This window comes from Bacillus nitroreducens (genome assembly GCF_964021195.1).
This window is the reverse complement of sequence record NZ_CAXHYI020000003.1, coordinates 2,041,974-2,065,644: the sequence shown is the minus strand read 5'-3', so window position 1 is coordinate 2,065,644 and position 23,671 is coordinate 2,041,974. Positions and strand designations below refer to the sequence as shown.

Sequence of the window (23,671 nt, the reverse complement as noted above, 5' to 3'; positions counted from 1 at the left end):
TGCAATAAAGTTATTAAGGGAAACGTGGGAATTGCTTAAAATCAGGCTTACGCTTTTCTTTAAATGCGTCACGGCCTTCCTTCGCTTCATCTGTTGTGTAGTACAGAAGTGTTGCATCTCCAGCCATTTGTTGAAGACCTGCTAAACCATCTGTATCAGCGTTCATTGCTGCCTTTAAGAAACGAAGTGCTGTTGGGCTCATTGAAAGCATTTCTTCACACCACTTAATTGTTTCTTCTTCAAGTTGTTCTAACGGAACAACTGTATTAACTAGTCCCATATCTAATGCTTCTTGCGCATTATATTGACGGCATAAGTACCAGATTTCACGCGCCTTCTTATGACCGATGATGCGTGCAAGATAGCCAGAACCATATCCTGCATCAAAGCTTCCAACCTTTGGACCAGTTTGTCCAAAGATGGCATTATCTGCAGCAATTGTTAAGTCACAAACAACATGTAAGACATGTCCCCCACCAATAGCATATCCAGATACCATGGCAACAACTGGCTTTGGAATGACACGGATTAAACGTTGTAAATCAAGTACATTTAAGCGTGGAATTTGATCGTCTCCTACATAACCACCATGTCCACGAACTTTTTGATCTCCACCTGAACAGAAAGCTTCATCCCCTGCACCTGCAAGAACAATAACACCAATCTTTGAATCATCTCTTGCGTATGCAAAAGCATCAATCATTTCTGCTACTGTTTTTGGAGTAAAGGCATTTCTTACATGTGGTCGATTAATGGTGATTTTTGCTATGCCATTGTATGTTTCATATAAAATTTCATCATACTTACGTTCTGCAATCCATTCTACTGCAGCCATTAGCTAGTCCTCCTTTAAAAAGCTGTTCAAATCGTCCGGTAAAAATGACACTTTATAGGACATCAAGACTAAACGTTCTTTTGTCCAACGTCGAAGTCACCTTATCCTGTTAAAGTTCGTTGACTTTCTTTTTCTATTACATTTGATAAGAAAATCACTTTTACAGTGTAGCAGAACTTTAGACTCCGTATTAACAAAAATACGTTCCGCTAATCGTAAAGGGCTTGACTGGCCTTTTCATCGTCCTTTTTGAACACACACTTTTATGTATGTTTGTATGTAAATTTTGATCATGAAGATATATGATCAGAAACAAACTCATCTACTATTTTACCAAAAAACTGTGGTTGTTCCACATGAATTGCATGACCTGTGTCTTCTACTTTTTCCACTTTTGCAGTTTGAATGCGAGTTGACATCTCTTTTGCAATTGTGCAAAACTTTTGATCCAGCTCTCCACAAATCAATAAAGTTGGGACATGGATCTCATGAAGTCTCTCCCAATATGAGAGTTGTGCACCAGTTCCCATCCCTCTCAAGCTGTTAGCTAAACCAACAGGATTGTTTCCAAGTCGTTGCTTGCGGATTTCCTGTTGCTGTTCTCTAGTTAGAGTTTTTTGTGATGCGAATAACGGGATATTCTCCCAATAATCAACAAAACGTTCGACACCATCTTTTTCAATCTGGGATGCTAATAATTCATCTGAATTCCTTCGTTCGGCTCTTTCTTTTTCTGTTCGAAGGCCCGGTGAACTACTTTCCAAAATAAGGCTAGCTATTCTAGTTGGAAAAAGAACAGCCGTTGCTAATGCTAGTCTTCCTCCCATTGAATATCCTACAAGATGAGTTTTTGTAATATGTAAGACATCTAAAATTTGCATAATATCTTGAGATACCGTTTCTAGATTATATTTTAAAAAATCTTCTGGAGAATCAGTTTTTCCATGTCCAATTAGATCGATTAGCACACATTTATAACGGTTACGAAGCATCCTTGTAATTTGATACCATGTCGTTAAATCCCCTGTAAAACCATGTAGAAATACAATAGGTTCACCTTCTCCTACTACTTCAACATGATACATAATCCCGTTTGATGAAATAAACATATTTATTGTTCCTTTTTAATTAGTTCATTTATTTCCTGGGAAACATTATTCCACATTTTTCGATGAATCATGACATTTTCTTGTCGGTCAGTACGCACCTCAATTACATGCAAGCCATCCCCATTTATTGAATTTGAGATGGCTTCTCGGAAATCTTTCCAATTTGTAACACTTGTAAAATGACCACCATACATTCTAACAGCATGCTCATAATCAAGGCCAATTGGTGTTCCAAATAGCGTCTCAAAATGTTTTTCTTCTTGTGATTGTGGTAAGAAAGAAAAAATACCACCACCATCATTGTTGATTAGCACAACCGTTATATGTAAATGGTGCTGTTTTGCTGCTAATAATCCATTTAAATCATGGTAAAAAGAAAGGTCACCAATCACTAATACAGTATGTTTCTTTTGTGAGCTAATTCCCAATGCTGTTGAGACAAGTCCATCAATTCCATTCGCACCACGGTTTGCAAAAACATGAATTCCTTTTTCATTATTTGTAAAAAAAGTATCTAGGTCACGTATTGGCATGCTATTACCGACGAACAAACTTGAACCCGTAGGAAGGATATCCTGAAGCTCAGTAAAGACCTTTCCTTCAAATAAGCTGTTTTCTTTATGTACGGCGTTTACATTTTTATTTACAATCTCGTTTATCTTAAACCATGAGTTTGCCCAACTTGTATCAGTTCGTTTCTCTGTTCTATTCATTAACATGTTGCAAAACGCTAATTCATCACAGTAAATCATATCAGTCGCAAATAGTGTCGGGTCTCTCCATCCCCCATCTCCATCCACAATAATTTGTGGCGTTTCTTTATGTTTTTGAATAAATTGAAGAAGGGATTTCGATACAGGCATTGCCCCAAAGCGAATAATGATATCAGGCGAAAATGTTTCTCGAAACGCTTCATTACGCAAAAATGCATCATATCCATCTACTATGAATGACTTTGGATGTTCACCACTCCGTAGCTGTGATAATGGGTCTGCAAGTATGGGAAATTGTAGTGTTTCTGCTAGAGTTGTCACAGCATATCCAAACTCTGGTTCGTCATATGCACCACAAACAATAACGCCTCTCTTTTTATCACTAAGTAAGTTACTTATAAGCTGAGCTTGTTCTTCATTCATTGTCGGTTTCCCAACGAACACATTCACATTTTTCCCTTGTTTTCCGCTTGTACTCCATATATTTTCAAGGTTAAGGTTAGGGACTAATGGTTCACGGAAAGGGAAATTCAGATGAACGGGTCCTGCTGGAGCAGATAGAGCAGTTCCTGCTGCTCTTCCAGCCATTGTTCGAACATATGATAACATTTGCTCAGATTCCTCGGGTAATGCCATTTCAACGAACCATTTCGAATGATTTCCATATAAATGATTTTGATCAATGGCTTGCGGTGCACCAACATCACGTAATTCATGCGGTCGATCTGCCGTTAACACAATAAGTGGAACCCTTGAATAATATGCTTCAACAATTGCAGGAAAATAGTTGGCTGCCGCTGTACCAGAGGTACAAAGGATGGCAACTGGTTTTTTCGTAGCCTTAGCTATACCCAATGCATAGAAAGCGGAGGAACGTTCGTCAATATTTATCGTAACATTCATCTTAGGATGTTCAGCCATTAAGATGGCCATTGGGGTCGAACGGGAACCAGGACTCACAACTGCCTCTGTAACTCCAACTCGAACTAATTCATCTACAAATGATGCTACATAACGAGTTAATGTTTGATTATTCATTATCTAATCCTCCTAACGCGGATAGCATCGGCCTAAACTTAATCATCGTTTCTGTATATTCACTTTCTGGATTGGAATCCCCTACGATTCCACAACCAGCAAATAATGATGCTTTCTTACCATTTATTAATCCCGAACGAATGGCAACTGCAAATTCTCCATTATCATTACGATCTAACCAGCCAACTGGACTTCCATACCAACCACGGTCGAGTACTTCTAGCTCCCGAATCAATTCAAAAGATTTTTGTTTAGGTTGTCCCCCAAGAGCAGGTGTTGGGTGTAATCGATTTACAACCGTTAACAATGACACGTTTTCCTTTGCAATACCTTTGACAGGTGTATATAAGTGTTGTATATCTCTCATTTTTAAAATACCTGGATGTGATGGGGAAGAGATACTCGTACATGATTCTTTCATTTCATATTTAATCATTTGTACTACCACATCATGCTCATGCAAATTTTTAGGATCACTTAAAATCTCATTCTCAAGTTCTTTGTCCTCTGAAGGAGTTTTCCCTCGGCGAATTGAACCAGCTAAACAGGTACTTAAGAACTCTTTATTCTTTTTCTTAACAAGCCTTTCAGGAGAGGCGCCAATAAAGCATGAATTTCCATATTCAATGGCAAATAAATAACTCATTGGTTGTTCTTCTTTAAGCCTAGCTAACACACCATCTGCTTCGATTTGTTCATCAAAATGTAGTTTGATTTCTCTAGCAAGTACTACTTTCTCTACGTCACCATTTTGTACTTTTTTTGTTGCATTGCGAACAGATTCCATCCATTCTACTGGTTGAACTTCTTCTTTACTAAAAGACGAACTTTGATGATACGGTAGATGGTTCACTAGAAACTCCTCGTTCATTTCAAAGTCCAATACTATTGATGTTGCGTTCGAAGGCTCGCACACAATATTGGTTGTTATAAAAGCTCTCCCCTTATAAACTGAAAGTATAAGTGTAGGCAACACAAATTTTGCATCATCGAATTGATTCCATAACTCTGTTCTTTTTTTCAAAGGATCAAAAGAAAATCCTCCCATTAAAATAGGACCAGTAGAATATGGAGTAAAATCATCCACAATGATTGCATTTTCAATAAGGCTTTTCCATTTTTTCTCAACGTTATTAAAACGTTCCGTAGATTCATTATCAGTAATCGAATATGCCTCTCCAAGCCCAACGATAATCGTATCATTGGTTGGATTAGACCAATAACTCCTTGTTGTAAAAGGTTCTTTTTTCCCCGCAGCAAAGAACAATAGGGGGTCTATGTTCTTCATTTCTTTTACCTGACTCACAAGTACAGGCTTAGAAATTTCCTTTGAACGGATCAAACCTTTCTCTATGTATTCTCTCAAACCCTTTTGTTGTATCATTACCAACTTTATCCCCCCGAAATATATTCCATCTTAATTTATCCTAAACGTAATCGCTATTTATAGTATACCATTTATACGAATGTTACCTTTAAAAAATACTCACTTAATTATTGTTATATAATTTAGTCATAATTAGAATTTATAAATTACAACGAATAGTAGTTACCAAACTTGATTCTACCACACCTACCTGTTCCATGACCACTTTCATCCTATTATTATATATCAAGGGATTTATCGGTCTGATTATATCAAGACAATAGCTCAAGTATCACGGTATTGCTACTTTAAACCATTGACAGTATTTGTCCGATTCACTAAACTGTATTGTGGATATATATGAGTTGACATGAGAGGAGAAGTCTATGCAAACACAACTTCAGTCAAATCAGAAGCTATCTGATAAGCCTACAAATAGCTTTCAGGTATGGTGGAGACTTATGCGACCTCACACACTTACTGCTTCTTTTGTTCCTGTTATTTTAGGTACAGTCCTTGCACTATCAGATACATCCATAAACATCGGCTTGTTCATTACGATGTTGCTTGCTTGTCTCCTTATTCAGGCAGCAACTAATATGTTTAATGAGTATTTTGATTTTAAGCGTGGGCTTGATACAGCAGAATCAGTAGGAATTGGTGGGACTATTGTTCGTGATGGGGTAAAGCCAAAAGTAATTTTAAACTTAGCCTTTCTTTTCTTTGGGATTGCCACACTACTAGGTGTTTATATCTGCCTAAATAGTAGCTGGTGGTTAGCACTTGTTGGAACGATTTGTATGACGGTAGGCTATTTATACACAGGTGGCCCACTTCCTATTTCATCTACACCATTTGGAGAGCTAGCAGCTGGTTTCTTTATGGGCATGATTATTATTTTAATATCTTATTTCATCCAAACTGGTACTGTTTCAACAACAAGTGTATTAATCTCAATTCCAATTATGATTCTTGTTGGAGCCATTAATATGTCCAACAATATTCGTGATCTAGATGGAGATAAAAAGAATGGACGTAGAACATTACCCATTTTATTAGGAAAAAGCAATTCGATAAAATTTTTAGCAGCTTTGTTTATTATTTCCTATCTTTGGATTATAGTTCTAGCAGGAATGGGCATTGCCTCTTTCTGGTGCTTCCTTGTATTCCTAAGTGCACCTAAAGCTATTCAAGCTGTAACTGGCTTCATAGGAAAAACGGAGCCAATTCAAATGATGCCTGCCATGAAAGCAACAGCCCAAACTAATACCTTCTTTGGATTTTTATTATCCATTGGAATCTTTATCGGATATTACTTTTAAAAAACACGATTTTAATCGTGTTTTTTCTTTTTGTCTCGACCATACAAGCACATTTTTACATTAATGATTTTCGTGTTTATGTAAATAATACATAACAAGATTCGTTACGAAAACATCGTGGAAGGAGTGCTTTTCATGTTATCAAATAAGCAATTATCAACCTTCCGTTCACAGTTGATAAACGCAAAAAAAGAAGTTGAAGAGCAATTAAGGGATAGCGATCATTTTGACCTAGAACGCGGACATTTACATGGCTCAGTTGGAGAATTGTCCTCTTACGACAATCATCCAGGTGATGAAGGAACAGAGTTATATGAACGTGAAAAGGACATTGCATTAAATGAGCATATCGAAAAAGAGCTAGAAGATATTAATTATGCCCTACAGGCAATCGAAGAAGGCACATACGGTAAATGTGAAAAATGTGGAAAAGACATTTCTGTTGATCGTCTTCAAGCTATTCCAACAACAACGTATTGTGTTGAGCATAGCCCTACCCAAGTAGTATCACATAATAGACCTATTGAAGAAGGCGTGTTGATTCCGCCATTTGAAAAATTTGTTCATGAAGATGAAAATGTATCTTTTGATGCAGAGGACTCTTGGCAGGATGTTGCAAAATACGGAACTTCTGAATCCCCTTCAGACCTTGTAGATCCAGTTGATAGCTATAACGAAGTATTCATGGATTCCGAAGAAAATGTGGGATATGTTGAGGATTACGAAAATTTTGTGGCGACTGATATCGAAGGAAAAGAAATAATGATCTATCCTAATAGCCAACATGAGAGGTATGAAGAGGCACTCGATGAAGAAGGAATTATGACAATGTTCGGTGATCTCCCACCGTATGAAAAGGAACCATATACAAAGGACGAGGCCGAGGATTGAGTAAGAAAGCAGTGGTTAAATCCACTGCTTTTCATGTTTTTATGTAAAACAAATTTAATTTAAAGGAAAATAATAATCAATGACGAACTGTTACTTTATATTTAATTTTATATCGAAAGGAAGAAATAAATGAATGCTCATGAAATTGAATACAAACTTTATGGAGATGACATGCAATTTGTAGAAATCGAGTTAGATCCAGATGAAAGTGTAATTGCAGAAGCTGGGGCGATGATGATGATGGAAGATGGAATCTCGATGGAGACCATATTCGGTGATGGCTCAGATTCTGAAAGCGGAGGACTTATAGGAAAACTGTTTGGTGCAGGGAAAAGAGTCTTAACAGGAGAAAGCCTTTTTATGACTGTTTTTACAAATAGGCAAATGGGTAAAAAACACGTTTCGTTTGCAGCTCCCTACCCTGGGAAAATCATCCCTGTGGATTTAAGCATGCTTGGTGGAAAAGTAGTTTGTCAAAAAGATGCTTTTCTCTGTGCAGCAAAAGGCGTATCAGTTGGAATTGACTTTCAACGCAAATTAGGTACTGGCTTCTTCGGTGGTGAGGGATTCATTATGCAAAAACTTGAAGGAGATGGACTAGCTTTTTTACATGCAGGTGGGACCATTCATAGAAAAGAACTGCAACCAGGAGAATTACTTCGTATAGACACAGGCTGTTTAGTCGGAATGACAAAAGATGTAAATTATAATATCGAGTATGTTGGTAAAATAAAAACAGCCTTTTTTGGTGGAGAAGGGTTATTCTACGCAACCGTCAGAGGGCCTGGAACAGTTTGGGTTCAGTCACTGCCCTTCAGCCGTCTTGCAGACCGAATCTTTGCTAGTGCACCTAAAAATGGAGGAAACACTGGTGAAGGTAGCATACTAGGTGGAATTGGTAATTTATTAAACGGTGATAACAGATAGAATAATTACGGTCATATCTGGGAGGATAATAAGTGGAGGTGGGAAAAGGTGAAACGTAAAGATGAAGTAAAGAGCAACCCCGTTGTTCCACTATTTGATGCACCTGATGATAAAATACTTGCATTTGATATGTTTCGTGGTGTCTCACCAGGACTCTTTTCCGATGTTGATCTAGATAATCCTGGGAAAAAAATTGAAGATGATATCATTAGCCAAGACTAAAACACCTTTACGGGTGTTTTTCTTTTGGAACAAAGTGTAGTTGAATACGTTCTCACAGTTTATTTGAAGTCATTCTACTATTGGTTTTATTTACACTTGGACCGTGAGAATACGATCTTAAATGTTTCAAGTAAAATGCAAATAAAAAAGCGCCATGAGGAAACCTCATAACGCTTGATGACCCGTACGGGATTCGAACCCGTGTTACCGCCGTGAAAGGGCGGTGTCTTAACCGCTTGACCAACGGGCCATAATATTCATCTATATAAAGTATCATGGCGGAGAAGGAGGGATTTGAACCCTCGCGCCGCTTACGCGACCTACACCCTTAGCAGGGGCGCCTCTTCAGCCACTTGAGTACTTCCCCAAAAATGGCTCCACAGGTAGGATTCGAACCTACGACCGATCGGTTAACAGCCGATAGCTCTACCACTGAGCTACTGTGGAATAATATATGGTGGGCCTAAATGGACTCGAACCATCGACCTCACGCTTATCAGGCGTGCGCTCTAACCAGCTGAGCTATAGGCCCATTTAATAATTGGAGCGGGTGATGAGAATCGAACTCACGACATCAGCTTGGAAGGCTGAGGTTTTACCATTAAACTACACCCGCATTTTGTCATATGGGGCGGCTGATGGGAATCGAACCCACGAATGTCGGAACCACAATCCGATGCGTTAACCACTTCGCCACAACCGCCATTAATCTTTATGGAATTAGTAAGGTGGCTCAGGACGGAATCGAACCGCCGACACAAGGATTTTCAGTCCTTTGCTCTACCGACTGAGCTACTGAGCCACTGCATATGGCGGTCCCGACCGGGATCGAACCGGCGATCTCCTGCGTGACAGGCAGGCATGTTAACCGCTACACCACGGGACCTTTTTTTCTTAATAAAAACTTTCAATACACAATACTTGTAATAACTGTCCCTTCCTCTACTAGCTTATTCGAGATGTTTTGTCCGTCGGGACAACTCGTAGCTTACTCGATGAAGTGTCGCTCGTCGCTACACCACGGGACCTTTTTTTCAGAAAGACAAATACTATTTTACGATAGTTTCTAGTAAGTGTCAAGAGTTTTTTTGGTTGCGGGGGCAGGATTTGAACCTACGACCTTCGGGTTATGAGCCCGACGAGCTACCAGACTGCTCCACCCCGCGATAATAGAAAATTATATAATACCTTGTTATGCGACTAGTTTATTATTTACTGTCCCTTCCTCTACTAGCTAATCAAGAAGCTATATCCGTCGGGACAACTCGTAGTTATTTCGATGATGCAACGCTCGTTGCTCCACCCCGCGCTAATAACAAACTATTTCAAAATAAATATGGCGGAGGAAGAGGGATTCGAACCCCCGCGGGCTTTAACACCCCTGTCGGTTTTCAAGACCGATCCCTTCAGCCGGACTTGGGTATTCCTCCACATATAAAAAGTTGTAACTGGTGGACCTTGTAGGACTCGAACCTACGACCGGACGGTTATGAGCCGTCTGCTCTAACCAGCTGAGCTAAAGGTCCTAGATATTTAATATTAATGGTAGCGGCGGAGGGGATCGAACCCCCGACCTCACGGGTATGAACCGTACGCTCTAGCCAGCTGAGCTACACCGCCATAAATAATTATACTTTTAAGAGTCTATTGGTGGAGCCTAGCGGGATCGAACCGCTGACCTCCTGCGTGCAAGGCAGGCGCTCTCCCAGCTGAGCTAAGGCCCCAAATGGATTATATTAATGGTCGGGAAGACAGGATTCGAACCTGCGACCCCTTGGTCCCAAACCAAGTGCTCTACCAAGCTGAGCTACTTCCCGTAATGGCGCGCCCGAAAGGAGTCGAACCCATAACCTTCTGATCCGTAGTCAGACGCTCTATCCAATTGAGCTACGGGCGCATTTACTATTAAAATGGTGCCGAGGACCGGAATCGAACCGGTACGGTAGTCACCTACCGCAGGATTTTAAGTCCTGTGCGTCTGCCAGTTCCGCCACCCCGGCAATTTAGTAAATAACTTCTGGAGCGGAAGACGGGATTCGAACCCGCGACCCCCACCTTGGCAAGGTGGTGTTCTACCACTGAACTACTTCCGCATAATGCGGGTGAAGGGACTCGAACCCCCACGTCAAAGACACTAGATCCTAAGTCTAGCGCGTCTGCCAATTCCGCCACACCCGCATATTTAAATAAAATGGTGAGCCATGAAGGATTCGAACCTTCGACCCTCTGATTAAAAGTCAGATGCTCTACCGACTGAGCTAATGGCTCTAAATGGTGCCGGCTAGAGGACTTGAACCCCCAACCTACTGATTACAAGTCAGTTGCTCTACCAATTGAGCTAAACCGGCACATTTAGGAATTATGGTGGAGGATGACGGGATCGAACCGCCGACCCCCTGCTTGTAAGGCAGGTGCTCTCCCAGCTGAGCTAATCCTCCATCTTTTCAACCTAGCAACGTCCTACTCTCACAGGGGCAATGCCCCAACTACCATCGGCGCTGAAGAACTTAACTTCCGTGTTCGGTATGGGAACGGGTGTGACCTCTTCGCTATCGTCACTAGATAAGATAAAGACAAGATATATTATACTATCTTCTCAAAAAAATGCAAGAAGAAATTTTCATTCCTTCAAAACTAGATAACGTACGCACATTCATTCATTTGTCTTGCTACGGCTCCTATACAGTCGCCTTCGCAATTCTATTTGGTTAAGTCCTCGATCGATTAGTATCAGTCAGCTGCACATGTCACCATGCTTCCACCTCTGACCTATCAACCTCGTCATCTTCGAGGGATCTTACTAGTTTAACACTATGGGAAATCTCATCTTGAGGGGGGCTTCATGCTTAGATGCTTTCAGCACTTATCCCTTCCACACATAGCTACCCAGCTATGCCCTTGGCAGGACAACTGGTACACCAGCGGTGTGTCCATCCCGGTCCTCTCGTACTAAGGACAGCTCCTCTCAAATTTCCTACGCCCACGACGGATAGGGACCGAACTGTCTCACGACGTTCTGAACCCAGCTCGCGTACCGCTTTAATGGGCGAACAGCCCAACCCTTGGGACCGACTACAGCCCCAGGATGCGATGAGCCGACATCGAGGTGCCAAACCTCCCCGTCGATGTGGACTCTTGGGGGAGATAAGCCTGTTATCCCCGGGGTAGCTTTTATCCGTTGAGCGATGGCCCTTCCATGCGGAACCACCGGATCACTAAGCCCGACTTTCGTCCCTGCTCGACTTGTAGGTCTCGCAGTCAAGCTCCCTTGTGCCTTTACACTCTACGAATGATTTCCAACCATTCTGAGGGAACCTTTGGGCGCCTCCGTTACTCTTTAGGAGGCGACCGCCCCAGTCAAACTGCCCACCTGACACTGTCTCCAAGGCCGATAAGGCCTTCGGGTTAGAATTTCAATACAGCCAGGGTAGTATCCCACCGACGCCTCCACCGAAGCTAGCGCTCCGGCTTCCAAGGCTCCTACCTATCCTGTACAAGCTGTACCAAAATTCAATATCAGGTTGCAGTAAAGCTCCACGGGGTCTTTCCGTCCTGTCGCGGGTAACCTGCATCTTCACAGGTACTATAATTTCACCGAGTCTCTCGTTGAGACAGTGCCCAGATCGTTACACCTTTCGTGCGGGTCAGAACTTACCTGACAAGGAATTTCGCTACCTTAGGACCGTTATAGTTACGGCCGCCGTTTACTGGGGCTTCGATTCAGAGCTTCGCTTGCGCTAACCCCTCCTCTTAACCTTCCAGCACCGGGCAGGTGTCAGCCCCTATACTTCGCCTTGCGGCTTCGCAGAGACCTGTGTTTTTGCTAAACAGTCGCCTGGGCCTATTCACTGCGGCTTTTCAGAGCTATGCACCCTAAAAAGCACCCCTTCTCCCGAAGTTACGGGGTCATTTTGCCGAGTTCCTTAACGAGAGTTCTCTCGATCACCTTAGGATTCTCTCCTCGCCTACCTGTGTCGGTTTGCGGTACGGGCACCATTTACCTCGCTAGAAGCTTTTCTTGGCAGTGTGGAATCAGGAACTTCGGTACTATATTTCCCTCGCCATCACAGCTCAACCTTACGGTAAGCGGATTTGCCTACTTACCAGTCTAACTGCTTGGACGCACATATCCAACAGTGCGCTTACCCTATCCTCCTGCGTCCCTCCATCGCTCAAACAGTAAAGAGGTGGTACAGGAATATCAACCTGTTGTCCATCGCCTACGCTTTTCAGCCTCGGCTTAGGTCCCGACTAACCCTGAGCGGACGAGCCTTCCTCAGGAAACCTTAGGCATTCGGTGGAGGGGATTCTCACCCCTCTTTCGCTACTCATACCGGCATTCTCACTTCTAAGCGCTCCACCAGTCCTCACGGTCTGACTTCGCTGCACTTAGAACGCTCTCCTACCATTGTTCGTAAGAACAATCCACAGCTTCGGTGATACGTTTAGCCCCGGTACATTTTCGGCGCAGAGTCACTCGACCAGTGAGCTATTACGCACTCTTTAAATGGTGGCTGCTTCTAAGCCAACATCCTGGTTGTCTAAGCAACTCCACATCCTTTTCCACTTAACGTATACTTTGGGACCTTAGCTGGTGGTCTGGGCTGTTTCCCTCTTGACTACGGATCTTATCACTCGCAGTCTGACTCCCGAGAATCAAGTCTTTGGCATTCGGAGTTTGACTGAATTCGGTAACCCGATGAGGGCCCCTAGTCCAATCAGTGCTCTACCTCCAAGACTCTATACTCGAGGCTAGCCCTAAAGCTATTTCGGAGAGAACCAGCTATCTCCAAGTTCGATTGGAATTTCTCCGCTACCCACACCTCATCCCCGCACTTTTCAACGTACGTGGGTTCGGGCCTCCATTCAGTGTTACCTGAACTTCACCCTGGACATGGGTAGATCACCTGGTTTCGGGTCTACGACCACGTACTCATTCGCCCTATTCAGACTCGCTTTCGCTGCGGCTCCGTCTCTTCGACTTAACCTTGCACGTAATCGTAACTCGCCGGTTCATTCTACAAAAGGCACGCCATCACACATTAATGTGCTTTGACTACTTGTAGGCACACGGTTTCAGGTTCTATTTCACTCCCCTCCCGGGGTGCTTTTCACCTTTCCCTCACGGTACTGGTTCACTATCGGTCACTAGGGAGTATTTAGCCTTGGGAGATGGTCCTCCCAGCTTCCGACGGGATTTCACGTGTCCCGCCGTACTCAGGATCCACTCAAGAGAGAACGAAGTTTCGACTACAGGGTTGTTACCTTCTCTGACGGACCTTTCCAGGTCGCTTCGTCTACTTCGCTCTTTTGTAACTCCGTATAGAGTGTCCTACAACCCCAAGAGGCAAGCCTCTTGGTTTGGGCTATCTTCCGTTTCGCTCGCCGCTACTCAGGAAATCGCGTTTGCTTTCTCTTCCTCTGGGTACTTAGATGTTTCAGTTCCCCAGGTCTACCTTCGCTTACCCTATGAATTCAGGTAAGGATACTGCCCCATTACGAGCAGTGGGTTTCCCCATTCGGAAATCTTCGGATCAATGCTTACTTACAGCTCCCCGAAGCATATCGGTGTTAGTACCGTCCTTCATCGGCTCCTAGTGCCTAGGCATCCACCGTGCGCCCTTTATAACTTAACCTGTTTGGCTTCGATAAGCTTCAAATTTCTTCGCTTCTCATGCGCCTATAAGTTTAAAGAACTTTACTTCAATGAATGTTTTGTTACGTTATCTAGTTTTCAAAGAACGAAGTTAATGACTTCAATCACATCGTGATTTACATCAGTGAATAGTCTTCATGCAGCATTGCGCTGAGTAGTTAATCATTATTAACTAATCTTGTAGACGCAAGCGCAATTGATTTTTGAGAAAGGCAAAAATCAACCTTTGAGAGAAAAAGCACTCTCAAAACTGACCACAATACAAAACGTCTTTTTTATGAAGTTCGTAGAACTTCAGTTCCCTTAGAAAGGAGGTGATCCAGCCGCACCTTCCGATACGGCTACCTTGTTACGACTTCACCCCAATCATCTGTCCCACCTTAGGCGGCTGGCTCCTTACGGTTACCCCACCGACTTCGGGTGTTACAAACTCTCGTGGTGTGACGGGCGGTGTGTACAAGGCCCGGGAACGTATTCACCGCGGCATGCTGATCCGCGATTACTAGCGATTCCGGCTTCATGCAGGCGAGTTGCAGCCTGCAATCCGAACTGAGAATGGTTTTATGGGATTGGCTTAACCTCGCGGTTTCGCTGCCCTTTGTACCATCCATTGTAGCACGTGTGTAGCCCAGGTCATAAGGGGCATGATGATTTGACGTCATCCCCACCTTCCTCCGGTTTGTCACCGGCAGTCACCTTAGAGTGCCCAACTGAATGCTGGCAACTAAGATCAAGGGTTGCGCTCGTTGCGGGACTTAACCCAACATCTCACGACACGAGCTGACGACAACCATGCACCACCTGTCACTCTGTCCCCGAAGGGAACGTCCTATCTCTAGGAGTGTCAGAGGATGTCAAGACCTGGTAAGGTTCTTCGCGTTGCTTCGAATTAAACCACATGCTCCACCGCTTGTGCGGGCCCCCGTCAATTCCTTTGAGTTTCAGTCTTGCGACCGTACTCCCCAGGCGGAGTGCTTAATGCGTTGACTTCAGCACTAAAGGGCGGAAACCCTCTAACACTTAGCACTCATCGTTTACGGCGTGGACTACCAGGGTATCTAATCCTGTTCGCTCCCCACGCTTTCGCGCCTCAGCGTCAGTTACAGACCAGAGAGCCGCCTTCGCCACTGGTGTTCCTCCACATCTCTACGCATTTCACCGCTACACGTGGAATTCCGCTCTCCTCTTCTGCACTCAAGTCCCCCAGTTTCCAATGACCCTCCACGGTTGAGCCGTGGGCTTTCACATCAGACTTAAAGGACCGCCTGCGCGCGCTTTACGCCCAATAATTCCGGATAACGCTTGCCACCTACGTATTACCGCGGCTGCTGGCACGTAGTTAGCCGTGGCTTTCTGGTTAGGTACCGTCAAGGTACCGCCCTATTCGAACGATACTTGTTCTTCCCTAACAACAGAGCTTTACGATCCGAAGACCTTCTTCGCTCACGCGGCGTTGCTCCGTCAGACTTTCGTCCATTGCGGAAGATTCCCTACTGCTGCCTCCCGTAGGAGTCTGGGCCGTGTCTCAGTCCCAGTGTGGCCGATCACCCTCTCAGGTCGGCTACGCATCGTTGCCTTGGTGAGCCGTTACCTCACCAACTAGCTAATGCGCCGCGGGCCCATCCGTAAGTGATAGCAAGAAGCCATCTTTTAATATAAGACCATGTGGTCTCATATGTTATCCGGTATTAGCTCCGGTTTCCCGAAGTTATCCCAGTCTTACAGGTAGGTTGCCCACGTGTTACTCACCCGTCCGCCGCTAATCTTTGGGAGCAAGCTCCCTTAGATTCGCTCGACTTGCATGTATTAGGCACGCCGCCAGCGTTCATCCTGAGCCAGGATCAAACTCTCCAATAGAGTATTGATTGCTCAATAATTTAAAAATTGAATTAACGTTGACGCTTGTATTGTGTTCAGTTTTCAAAGAACCTTTTTAACTCGTCGCCCAGAAGCGACTTTTCTAATATAACATTTTTATTTCCGAGTGTCAACTTCTTTTTTCAAAAAGTTTTTTTGTTTAACACTCATTTATGAACGCTTGTTTCAGCGACAAGTACTAATATATCATCCCTATTTTACTTTTTCAAGTCTTTTTTAAAAAAAGTTTTAAACAAAATAAAAAAGCTTCTCTTCTATCTATTCTATTAATCAAATCGATAGAGAAGATACAATTTATTATACAAGAAAAAGTTTTTATATAAAATACTTTTTTCTTAAAGTTAAAGACCTTTTTCATATTATATCTTTCCTTTTTTGCCTCTATTATTTTAATCATAATTGCTAGATTTACACATATATTTTATTAATAGTGATTTCGGAAGGGGGATAAAGGTTTTGTTTATTGAATTCTTACAGGCAATGGGAATGTTTTTATCACTAGGTATGTGTTTATTTTTATTTTCTTTTGTATATATAGTAGGTTTAAGAATATGTAATAGCGAGGAAAAAATCGAAACTAGCACTTTTATCACTTTTGTTTCTTCTCTCATTTTTGCCTTTATTTTTAGCTTCTTTGCTAATACATTTCATTAATCAAAACATTAGCTGACAATCTAATTCAATGGTTGTCAGTTTTTTTATGTTCCAAACACATGCATTTTTTGGCAAAAGTTGAAAATACTACGACTATGATGAATATATTGGCTTGGAGGAAGAGGAATGAAGAACCTTTTACTGGTTGGGATTATTTTTTTGTTCCAGCTTTCATTTTTATCTGTTGACGTTTTTGCTGAAGTAACTCCCGAAGAATTAAAAAAATACACAACCGAGACTGGATTAACAGAAAGCGATCTTGAAGATTATTTAGCGGTTTATGATTTGTCTGTAAAGGATTTTGAGAGTGTTCATGAATTGGTTTCTTATCTCGGCGAACCAGTTAATAATGAAACCATCCAGACTCTACTAACAAAGCATAATATAGATGAGGATGAGTTGCACCATATCCTGAGTGGGTTTGGAGAGTCTGTAAAGGACTATTTATTCATTAGGGATCTTGAAGCAACGGTAGATTTCTACTTAAATCACGCAGAGGTTTTGGTGGATGCAGAGAGAATGCTTTCAGATATAGGACTAGACGAAGAAGAAATAAGCGGATTATTGCTCCATTTTTTAAGCCTAAATGATTTGAATCTAGAGCAGAAAATGAAATCTATCAACTTCAATTTGGAGCAGTATTTTTCCTATAATAATTCGGAAGGCTTATCATCCGAACAGCAAAAAGAGCTTCTCGTGATGTATGATAAGATGATCGAAATGTTCGAGTTGCAACCTCGATATTACTTACTAGAGGATGGTGTTCGAGAAGCGGTCACGTATGATGAACTACTGAAAAAAAAATCTCTTGATGGAGCGGACCTTCTTATTGAACTCTATAGAGGGAATGACGAGTACTTGCTCGACCTTAAAGTATCCGAGGAAATGCTAGCTTCCGACTTTATCATTGAGCGTGGGGAGAAATTCCTTACTGTTGCAACACTTGCTAATGAGATGAGCATAAAAGTACAAGGTAATAAACTCCCTACTACAGCAAGTCCTTATTTAAACCTCCTATTAATAGGAGCACTGCTGATGATTATTGGTATTGGTGCCCTTTTTATGAACCGAAAATATGCTTAATACTAAAGCCATGTCTACAAATAGACATGGCTTTAGTTGATTTAACCTACACTTTGCTCTGATAATTGAACCTGTTGTTTTTTCTTTCGTTCACCTAAGGAATATAACCAAATCCCCACTAAGATAATAATACCTCCTATTACCTGGGTATGAAGGATCTTTTCTGACAATATAAAATATGCAAGTATGGCAGCCCCAACAGGTTCGAATAGAATACTTACCGAAATAGTTGAGGTACTTACCCATTTCAATGACCAATTAAAGAGGTTATGACCTAGTAATGTAGGAACAATTGCGAGTAGTAAAAAGTACATCCAATCTTGACCTGCGTATCCCCCAAGTGGTTGTTTTAAGATCACTACATATAAAAATAATGTAATTGTACTAAAGCTGTATACAACAAATGTATAGGCAATGAGGGATAATCTTTTTAGGACAGTTTGCCCAAATAATAGATATGCGGTAATCATCATACAAGAAACAATCGCTAAAAAGTTTCCGAATAGGGCTGTCCCGCTAACCTGGAAATCCCCCCAACTAATAATGATACTTCCGACTAAAGCAAGACAAGTACTTAAAATGGCACCTAAACCTATTTTTTCTTTAAACAAGAAAAAGGTTCCAATGAAAGCAAAAACTGGCTGCATGGTCACTAATACTGTTGAGCTTGTTACAGATGTATAGTTGAGGGATTCAAACCATAGTATAAAATGCAGGGCTAAAAACACACCTGAGATCGCGGAATATAGCCAATCTTTCTTCGTAATTCCCTTCAACTCTTTCCTATGTTTTAGCACGAAAAGAGGAAACATGAGCAAAACTGTAAAAAACAACCGATAGAACGCAATAACAGCTGCAGGTGCATTAGCTAATTTAACAAATATAGCCGAGGTCGATACAGCAATAACCCCAACTGCAAGTACGAAGTATGGATTTATTTTGGGTTGATTCATGTTTGTCACTTCATTTCTATATATAATTCTAATTTAGTATATAGGATAAACGCGAGAAAAGGGTAGAAGAAATTCTACCCTTAACCCGCCTTTGTTTCTTTTTCTTAATAATGTGCGTGTTTACAAAGAAAAGCGTAACGCGTTCTCTTAGCAGCAACATATAAGGTATGTTAAAATCGCCCGCTACAAAGCTATCTATAATCCCGACCCACTATACTTAGAACTAGACGAAAAAAAGCCCTCATTTCAAGGGCTCCCATATTGTTGTATATTGAGTTAATAATCGTTCAAACACGTTTAACATCTGGCGAATTTTCTTCTCCTCATAGTTGCTTAGACATGAGATTTGTATCCATTTCTTCTCTTGTAGATAACTGCTTTCATAATGAAGGTAATATCCTTGAAGTGCCATATCATCTCCAAAATCCTTCGAAGAAATGTGGTCTGGTAACAGAACAGTCATAATGGCTGGTGATGAATATTCATACGGAGTTAGAACCTTAAGACCAAATCCCTCTATTGTCTCACGAATCATCTTATATCTAATTTTTATTTCGGTATACACATCATCATTATCATATTTTTGCAATGCTTTTTGTAATGCAGCAAGCAAGTTTGAAGACTGCGAATACGGAATACTGTTGTTAATTGTATACATCCCTAGATCTAGATATCTTGGAATAGTTGAATTTTGTGTTATTTCGTGATGATGAAACACAAAAGATAAACCAGTATAGCCACCAATTGCTTTTCCACTTACCCCAGATGCTAAATAGACATCTTGAAAATCTAATATAACTGCCCCAATTGTGCTGATACAATCTAAGCAAAGTTTCACTCTATTTGATATACATATATCCTTAAGTGTTTCTAGGTTTGTAAGCATCCCTGTTGAAGTTTCGCTATGAACCGCCCAGAGCCAAGAATATTTGCCTGTATCAAGTTTATTCTTAATTTCATCTTCGGTAATAAGACTACCCCAGTCCTTCTCTAGTTTATCAAAAACCAATCCCGCACGTTTTGCATGGTCGATAAGCCTTGAGCCAAATTCACCATTACTTAGGATTAAGCCCCTACCAGGTAATAGAGTTAACTGAGCAGCAATCGCATCATTTGCCAAAGTTCCAGATCCTATCAATATTTGCACATACTTAGAGTTCGTCATCTTACAAAGTTGTTCCCTTACTGACTTCATTTGAAAGGAAAATTCATTTGACCGATGAGAAATAGGTTCTTCTCCAAATGCAGCTTTTACATTTTCAAGAATTTTAATGGGTCCAGGTAAAAAGCTGACAGGTTCTTTTAGAATTCTTCCTGCCAAAGACTCATCAAAGGTTTGTTTGGTTAAATACATAGGCCAGAATGATGCTTCTGAAGTCCCCGTTAATGCAGCAAATGGCTTGAAGCCCAATTGTCGATATAATTTTTCTTGACGGGTTGTCCCAGAGATTAACGCAACGTCATATCCTTTCTTTAAACAATAATTGGACATGAGTTGTGCAAGTCCAAAAAACACTCGTCCATTGTTGCGATACTCTTCCACTACAGATAACAGACGAATTTCACAAGGATGTTTTGGTTTTACAGGCAATAGCTCGTCTAGATTGGAAAGCTTATGGTCCAAAGAAAATGGACGGTTGGCTCGTACAGCGATCATTCCTATTAAATGCGTATCTTTCAGACAGATTAAATATGTATTTTCATCGTGAAATTTATCAATTAATATTTTTTCATCATTTTTCTGGTGCTGAGGAATTTCTTCAACAAATGTTTTGTAGTTCAACCGATGGATTTGTTCAAATTCATGTTTTGTCCGAGCTATTTTGTAGACAAATGACACCTTGGAATCACTCCAGTTAATTTAATTTTTGCTCAAGCTTTTCTTTAAGATTATCTCGGTGCGCAAATAGTAATAAGGCAATGACAATAAAAACAAGAATACATTCTCGTATGGAATAATTCATAAACCAATAAATGAAAGGAATTGTAACAAATGCAGTCATGCCCGCTAAGGTGAAACTTCTCAGAATTGCCAATAGAAATAGAAATATGCCACCAAATATGATAAACGGCTGATAGGCTAGTACAAGTAACCCCCCCGCTGCTGTCGCAATTCCTTTACCCCCTTTAAACTTAAGAGTAACTGGCCAAATATGTCCGACTACAGCTGCAATTAATGATAAGACCTGAATATCTAAAGAGAAGCCGAAATATTTGGCACCAAAAACAACGAGTACCCCTTTTAAAACATCACCGAAAGCCGTTAACAAAAAGCCCTTCTTCCCGAGCAATCTACCAGCATTTCTGGCACCAACATTTCCACTACCTAGTTTGCGAATATCCGTGCCCTTCATTATTTTCATAACCACATAGGCAGTCATGATTGTTCCAATAAGATATGAAACTAGTACATATATAATTGCCATGAATTCACCACCATTTAGGCTTTAATCAAATTTTACCATTTATATCTATTTATTAACATTGTAATTATAAGGTCTTGTCCTATACCTGTATTAGTAGAAATATATGAACATTGTGGCATTCTCATGCAAAAAGTAAGGAACAAAATACTCTAGCAAGCACCATGACCTGTGTAAGTCCAATAAGCATAAGACAATAAGCTAAAGGCGTGTTCTTAACCTTTTAGACGGATTGGCTAGACAAGGGAGGGGATAGGATGTTTGCGATAGGCGTAGATGATTTAATTAGGTCATACTCCAAAAGATTGGCTTTTATAATTTCCTATATAACAAAAAACTACCAACCCTATGGATTGATAGTTGATAAATGGTTATTATTTGCTCGCATTTCTTCCAAGTAACATAATTGTCATGTCATCCATTGGTGGATTGTGGAGACCCGCCCGGACATCGCGGTAATAACGCTGTAATGGATTTTTTTGAGATAAACTACGAGCACCTACAATTCTCATTGCTAAATCCACTACTGCAATCGAAGCATTTGTAACAGCATATTTAACTGCCCCTAATTCTGGTGCCATCCTTCCTTGTTGTTCTTCGTTTGAATTATCCCATTGTTTGGCAACCGAATGCAGGAAATGCCTTGCTCTCATTAATTCTAATTCCATTTCTCCTATTTTTTGTTGGACATTTGGCAAATCAATTATAGATCCTGTAATACTATTGGGTGCATAATCTTTTGCAAATTCAATCGCATATGTTTGGGCTGCTTGGGCTATACCAAGGTAGCAAGCAGGAATATGAAGTAACCATCCAGCTGGACTCTTATTACCAGGTTCACTTAATTGCACAAGGTATTTTTCAGCCAATTTAACGTTCGTTAATACTAAATCATGACTGCCAGTACCTCTCATTGCGATACTATCCCATGTTTCTTCTACTTGAACCCCTTTCGTATCCCTAGGAATTAAGAAATAGCCTACTTCTCCACTTTCTTGAATAGTGGCCGTAACATTAAAATAATCAAGCATCGGAGACATTGTGGAAAACGTTTTTCTCCCATTAATTATCCATTTATCCCCCACTTTTACTGCTGTAGTTGTCGGCTTCCCGCCACGAGTAGGACTTCCTGTTTGTCGCTCAGATGCACAATTATTTATGAGTGCTCCTGCTTTTACATCCTTAAATAGCATATCTAACATCGATTCATGCCAAGGCTTTTTTTCACCGAGATCTTTCACAATCCCCATATGCCAACCTATTGATAATGCAGTTGATCCATCCCCTCTAGCAATATACTCTTGTAAACGAACAAATTCGTAAAGGGAAATTCCTTCTCCACCATATTCTTTTGGAACCGTTAATGACGTATAACCTGAAGTTTTTAGCTCTGCCAAATTTTCAAAAGGAAAACTACCTTCTTCATCTATTTTTTCAGCTCTTGATAAAAAACGCTGAGCAAACCCTTCCATTAGTTGGAGACGTTCTTCCAAACTCTTAACATCTTGAAATTTCATTACGCATTCAGCACCTTTGACTAAGTTATCTTTATTTCTCACTAATCGTATCGGTTTTCATTTATACTTTTCATTATACATGCTAATATTCATATGTTCCAATGCATTAACTTATAAATGACCGATTGTCTATTTATAAAATGCATGGTATAATTTTGTTATATTATTCTAAAAACGGGGTTGTAGCTCAGGGGGAGAGCATTTGCCTGGCAGGCAAAGGGTCGTGGGTTCGATTCCCATCAACTCCATTTAGTAAAGCCTTGAGTAATCAAGGCTTTTTTCTTTTTTATGATCATTTAAAGGATATCTTTTTGCGAGATCTTAGTAACTGCATTGTTTTAACAATCTCATTCTGCAGAAATCTTAATGCCTGATATAATTTGGTTTATCACTATTAACAGGTGAAAGGTGAAGATTTAGGTCTGAGCTTATTGACGCAAAAAAGACGTCTTCCATTTTTTTTATCCCTTTCTCTTCAAGTTTCTCCAATAACCATGATTCATTCGTGCCAAATTGCGTTAAGATGCTATGGTCGACCTTACCTTCAATAATGACTGGATACGTCAATTTTTCATGATTATTTTCTACCCCTAGATCTTCACGTAACACGGGAGATTTATTTGCCTTTTTATACACTGATAACATTCCATTCGCTTCTACGATACCTACCTCGACAGTTGAAACATCAAACACCTCTTTTTCTCTAAGCATTTGTAGAATATTATCTAAGGAGTAGCGTATTTCACGTATATTTTCTACTATAAAAACACCATTCATAATAACAATGGTAGGCTCAAACGTTAAGGCTCTTCCAATCTTTCTATGTCTAAGTATAAGATATGTAATAACTCTTTGAAGAATGGCTATACCAACAATAGCAAACGCCGTATGTATATGTTCAACGTGTGGATCCGCAATATCTGCACCCACTACAGATCCTAGAGTAATAATGATTAATAAATCAAAAACTGGTAATTGACCTATTGACCTTTTACCCATATAAAGTGTCATAACTAATAAAAGTGGAAGAATCGTTATTATTCTTCCATATACTAATAATATCTCCTTGATAAAATTCATCACT

Annotated in this window: 14 protein-coding genes, 22 tRNA genes and 3 rRNA genes; 6 read left to right on the top strand and 33 right to left on the bottom strand. The window is 40.8% G+C overall.

The annotated features are described in order from the left end of the window. Positions 1-13: 13 nt before the first annotated feature. The 4 genes from menB to ACWPVE_RS13890 form a co-directional block, all read right to left on the bottom strand. Positions 14-835, bottom strand: coding sequence for a 1,4-dihydroxy-2-naphthoyl-CoA synthase (gene menB / locus ACWPVE_RS13905; protein WP_453994259.1), 822 nt, complete (start codon positions 833-835; stop codon positions 14-16). A 290-nt stretch (positions 836-1,125) separates the two neighbouring features. Further along, the gene (menH, locus tag ACWPVE_RS13900; RefSeq protein WP_453994257.1) at positions 1,126-1,944 is read right to left on the bottom strand and encodes a 2-succinyl-6-hydroxy-2,4-cyclohexadiene-1-carboxylate synthase; all 819 of its coding nucleotides are present in this window, start codon (positions 1,942-1,944) and stop codon (positions 1,126-1,128) included. A gap of 2 nt (positions 1,945-1,946) precedes the next feature. Next, positions 1,947-3,695: a 2-succinyl-5-enolpyruvyl-6-hydroxy-3-cyclohexene-1-carboxylic-acid synthase gene (menD, locus tag ACWPVE_RS13895; protein ID WP_453994255.1), complete on the bottom strand. Its 1,749-nt coding sequence runs from the start codon at positions 3,693-3,695 to the stop codon at positions 1,947-1,949. Next, complete coding sequence (locus tag ACWPVE_RS13890) at positions 3,688-5,079, bottom strand: isochorismate synthase (protein ID WP_453994253.1); 1,392 nt, start codon at positions 5,077-5,079, stop codon at positions 3,688-3,690. The genes menD and ACWPVE_RS13890 overlap by 8 nt, the downstream gene beginning before the upstream one ends. A 368-nt stretch (positions 5,080-5,447) precedes the next feature. Here ACWPVE_RS13890 and ACWPVE_RS13885 point away from each other — a divergent pair, with 368 nt between their 5' ends. The 4 genes from ACWPVE_RS13885 (at position 5,448) to ACWPVE_RS13870 (ending at position 8,423) form a co-directional block, all read left to right on the top strand. Beyond that, the gene (locus ACWPVE_RS13885) at positions 5,448-6,383 is read left to right on the top strand and encodes a 1,4-dihydroxy-2-naphthoate polyprenyltransferase (RefSeq protein ID WP_453994251.1); all 936 of its coding nucleotides are present in this window, start codon (positions 5,448-5,450) and stop codon (positions 6,381-6,383) included. 135 nt (positions 6,384-6,518) lie between these two features. Further along, positions 6,519-7,274, top strand: a complete 756-nt coding sequence (locus ACWPVE_RS13880; protein WP_453994249.1) for a TraR/DksA C4-type zinc finger protein — start codon at positions 6,519-6,521, stop codon at positions 7,272-7,274. Between the two features lie 129 nt (positions 7,275-7,403). Continuing rightward, positions 7,404-8,201, top strand: a complete 798-nt coding sequence (locus ACWPVE_RS13875) for a TIGR00266 family protein (RefSeq protein ID WP_453994247.1) — start codon at positions 7,404-7,406, stop codon at positions 8,199-8,201. Between the two features lie 48 nt (positions 8,202-8,249). Then, the gene (locus tag ACWPVE_RS13870) at positions 8,250-8,423 is read left to right on the top strand and encodes a hypothetical protein (protein WP_453994245.1); all 174 of its coding nucleotides are present in this window, start codon (positions 8,250-8,252) and stop codon (positions 8,421-8,423) included. A 178-nt stretch (positions 8,424-8,601) separates the two neighbouring features. On the opposite strand, the gene ACWPVE_RS13865 is transcribed toward ACWPVE_RS13870, so the two are convergent. The 24 genes from ACWPVE_RS13865 to ACWPVE_RS13750 form a co-directional block, all read right to left on the bottom strand. Beyond that, a tRNA-Glu gene (locus ACWPVE_RS13865) sits at positions 8,602-8,673 on the bottom strand. A 26-nt stretch (positions 8,674-8,699) separates the two neighbouring features. Further along, positions 8,700-8,790 (bottom strand) — tRNA-Ser (locus tag ACWPVE_RS13860). Positions 8,791-8,795: 5 nt separating this feature from the next. After that, positions 8,796-8,870: transfer RNA gene (locus ACWPVE_RS13855), tRNA-Asn, on the bottom strand. Between the two features lie 8 nt (positions 8,871-8,878). Continuing rightward, positions 8,879-8,955, bottom strand: a tRNA-Ile gene (locus ACWPVE_RS13850). Positions 8,956-8,965: 10 nt separating this feature from the next. Then, positions 8,966-9,039: transfer RNA gene (locus ACWPVE_RS13845), tRNA-Gly, on the bottom strand. Between the two features lie 11 nt (positions 9,040-9,050). Continuing rightward, positions 9,051-9,126: transfer RNA gene (locus tag ACWPVE_RS13840), tRNA-His, on the bottom strand. Positions 9,127-9,152: 26 nt separating this feature from the next. Beyond that, positions 9,153-9,225 (bottom strand) — tRNA-Phe (locus tag ACWPVE_RS13835). 8 nt (positions 9,226-9,233) lie between these two features. Beyond that, positions 9,234-9,309, bottom strand: a tRNA-Asp gene (locus ACWPVE_RS13830). A 203-nt stretch (positions 9,310-9,512) separates the two neighbouring features. Beyond that, positions 9,513-9,589 (bottom strand) — tRNA-Met (locus tag ACWPVE_RS13825). Positions 9,590-9,760: 171 nt separating this feature from the next. Further along, positions 9,761-9,853: transfer RNA gene (locus ACWPVE_RS13820), tRNA-Ser, on the bottom strand. Between the two features lie 19 nt (positions 9,854-9,872). Next, positions 9,873-9,949 (bottom strand) — tRNA-Ile (locus tag ACWPVE_RS13815). 17 nt (positions 9,950-9,966) lie between these two features. After that, positions 9,967-10,043: transfer RNA gene (locus ACWPVE_RS13810), tRNA-Met, on the bottom strand. Positions 10,044-10,071: 28 nt separating this feature from the next. Beyond that, positions 10,072-10,147: transfer RNA gene (locus ACWPVE_RS13805), tRNA-Ala, on the bottom strand. A 16-nt stretch (positions 10,148-10,163) separates the two neighbouring features. Next, positions 10,164-10,240, bottom strand: a tRNA-Pro gene (locus ACWPVE_RS13800). A 3-nt stretch (positions 10,241-10,243) separates the two neighbouring features. Continuing rightward, positions 10,244-10,320: transfer RNA gene (locus tag ACWPVE_RS13795), tRNA-Arg, on the bottom strand. 14 nt (positions 10,321-10,334) lie between these two features. Further along, a tRNA-Leu gene (locus ACWPVE_RS13790) sits at positions 10,335-10,423 on the bottom strand. 18 nt (positions 10,424-10,441) lie between these two features. Then, positions 10,442-10,516, bottom strand: a tRNA-Gly gene (locus ACWPVE_RS13785). Positions 10,517-10,520: 4 nt separating this feature from the next. Beyond that, positions 10,521-10,601 (bottom strand) — tRNA-Leu (locus tag ACWPVE_RS13780). 14 nt (positions 10,602-10,615) lie between these two features. Beyond that, positions 10,616-10,691 (bottom strand) — tRNA-Lys (locus ACWPVE_RS13775). Between the two features lie 4 nt (positions 10,692-10,695). Next, a tRNA-Thr gene (locus tag ACWPVE_RS13770) sits at positions 10,696-10,771 on the bottom strand. A 14-nt stretch (positions 10,772-10,785) separates the two neighbouring features. Beyond that, positions 10,786-10,861: transfer RNA gene (locus ACWPVE_RS13765), tRNA-Val, on the bottom strand. 9 nt (positions 10,862-10,870) lie between these two features. After that, a 5S ribosomal RNA gene (rrf, locus tag ACWPVE_RS13760) occupies positions 10,871-10,986 on the bottom strand. Positions 10,987-11,127: 141 nt separating this feature from the next. Further along, positions 11,128-14,059: ribosomal RNA gene (locus tag ACWPVE_RS13755) — 23S ribosomal RNA — on the bottom strand. A gap of 327 nt (positions 14,060-14,386) precedes the next feature. Beyond that, positions 14,387-15,936, bottom strand: a 16S ribosomal RNA gene (locus ACWPVE_RS13750). Together the 16S, 23S and 5S rRNA genes with 21 tRNA genes alongside form the textbook arrangement of a ribosomal RNA operon. A gap of 801 nt (positions 15,937-16,737) precedes the next feature. Here ACWPVE_RS13750 and ACWPVE_RS13745 point away from each other — a divergent pair. Then, the gene (locus ACWPVE_RS13745; protein ID WP_453994243.1) at positions 16,738-17,694 is read left to right on the top strand and encodes a processed acidic surface protein; all 957 of its coding nucleotides are present in this window, start codon (positions 16,738-16,740) and stop codon (positions 17,692-17,694) included. 41 nt (positions 17,695-17,735) lie between these two features. On the opposite strand, the gene ACWPVE_RS13740 is transcribed toward ACWPVE_RS13745, so the two are convergent. From ACWPVE_RS13740 to ACWPVE_RS13725, 4 genes are all read right to left on the bottom strand, one after another. Beyond that, positions 17,736-18,647, bottom strand: coding sequence for a DMT family transporter (locus ACWPVE_RS13740; RefSeq protein WP_453994241.1), 912 nt, complete (start codon positions 18,645-18,647; stop codon positions 17,736-17,738). A gap of 241 nt (positions 18,648-18,888) precedes the next feature. Beyond that, positions 18,889-20,487: an aminotransferase class V-fold PLP-dependent enzyme gene (locus ACWPVE_RS13735; RefSeq protein ID WP_453994239.1), complete on the bottom strand. Its 1,599-nt coding sequence runs from the start codon at positions 20,485-20,487 to the stop codon at positions 18,889-18,891. A 16-nt stretch (positions 20,488-20,503) separates the two neighbouring features. Beyond that, a complete protein-coding gene (plsY, locus tag ACWPVE_RS13730; protein ID WP_453994237.1) occupies positions 20,504-21,073 on the bottom strand; it encodes a glycerol-3-phosphate 1-O-acyltransferase PlsY in 570 nt (189 codons plus the stop codon). 371 nt (positions 21,074-21,444) lie between these two features. After that, on the bottom strand, positions 21,445-22,587 hold the full coding sequence (locus ACWPVE_RS13725) for an acyl-CoA dehydrogenase family protein (RefSeq protein WP_453994235.1): 1,143 nt from the start codon (positions 22,585-22,587) through the stop codon (positions 21,445-21,447). A gap of 176 nt (positions 22,588-22,763) precedes the next feature. On the opposite strand from ACWPVE_RS13725, the gene ACWPVE_RS13720 reads away from it, so the two are divergent. Next, positions 22,764-22,835, top strand: a tRNA-Ala gene (locus ACWPVE_RS13720). Between the two features lie 115 nt (positions 22,836-22,950). On the opposite strand, the gene ACWPVE_RS13715 is transcribed toward ACWPVE_RS13720, so the two are convergent. Further along, a complete protein-coding gene (locus tag ACWPVE_RS13715) occupies positions 22,951-23,667 on the bottom strand; it encodes a DUF421 domain-containing protein (protein ID WP_453994233.1) in 717 nt (238 codons plus the stop codon). Positions 23,668-23,671: the final 4 nt, after the last annotated feature.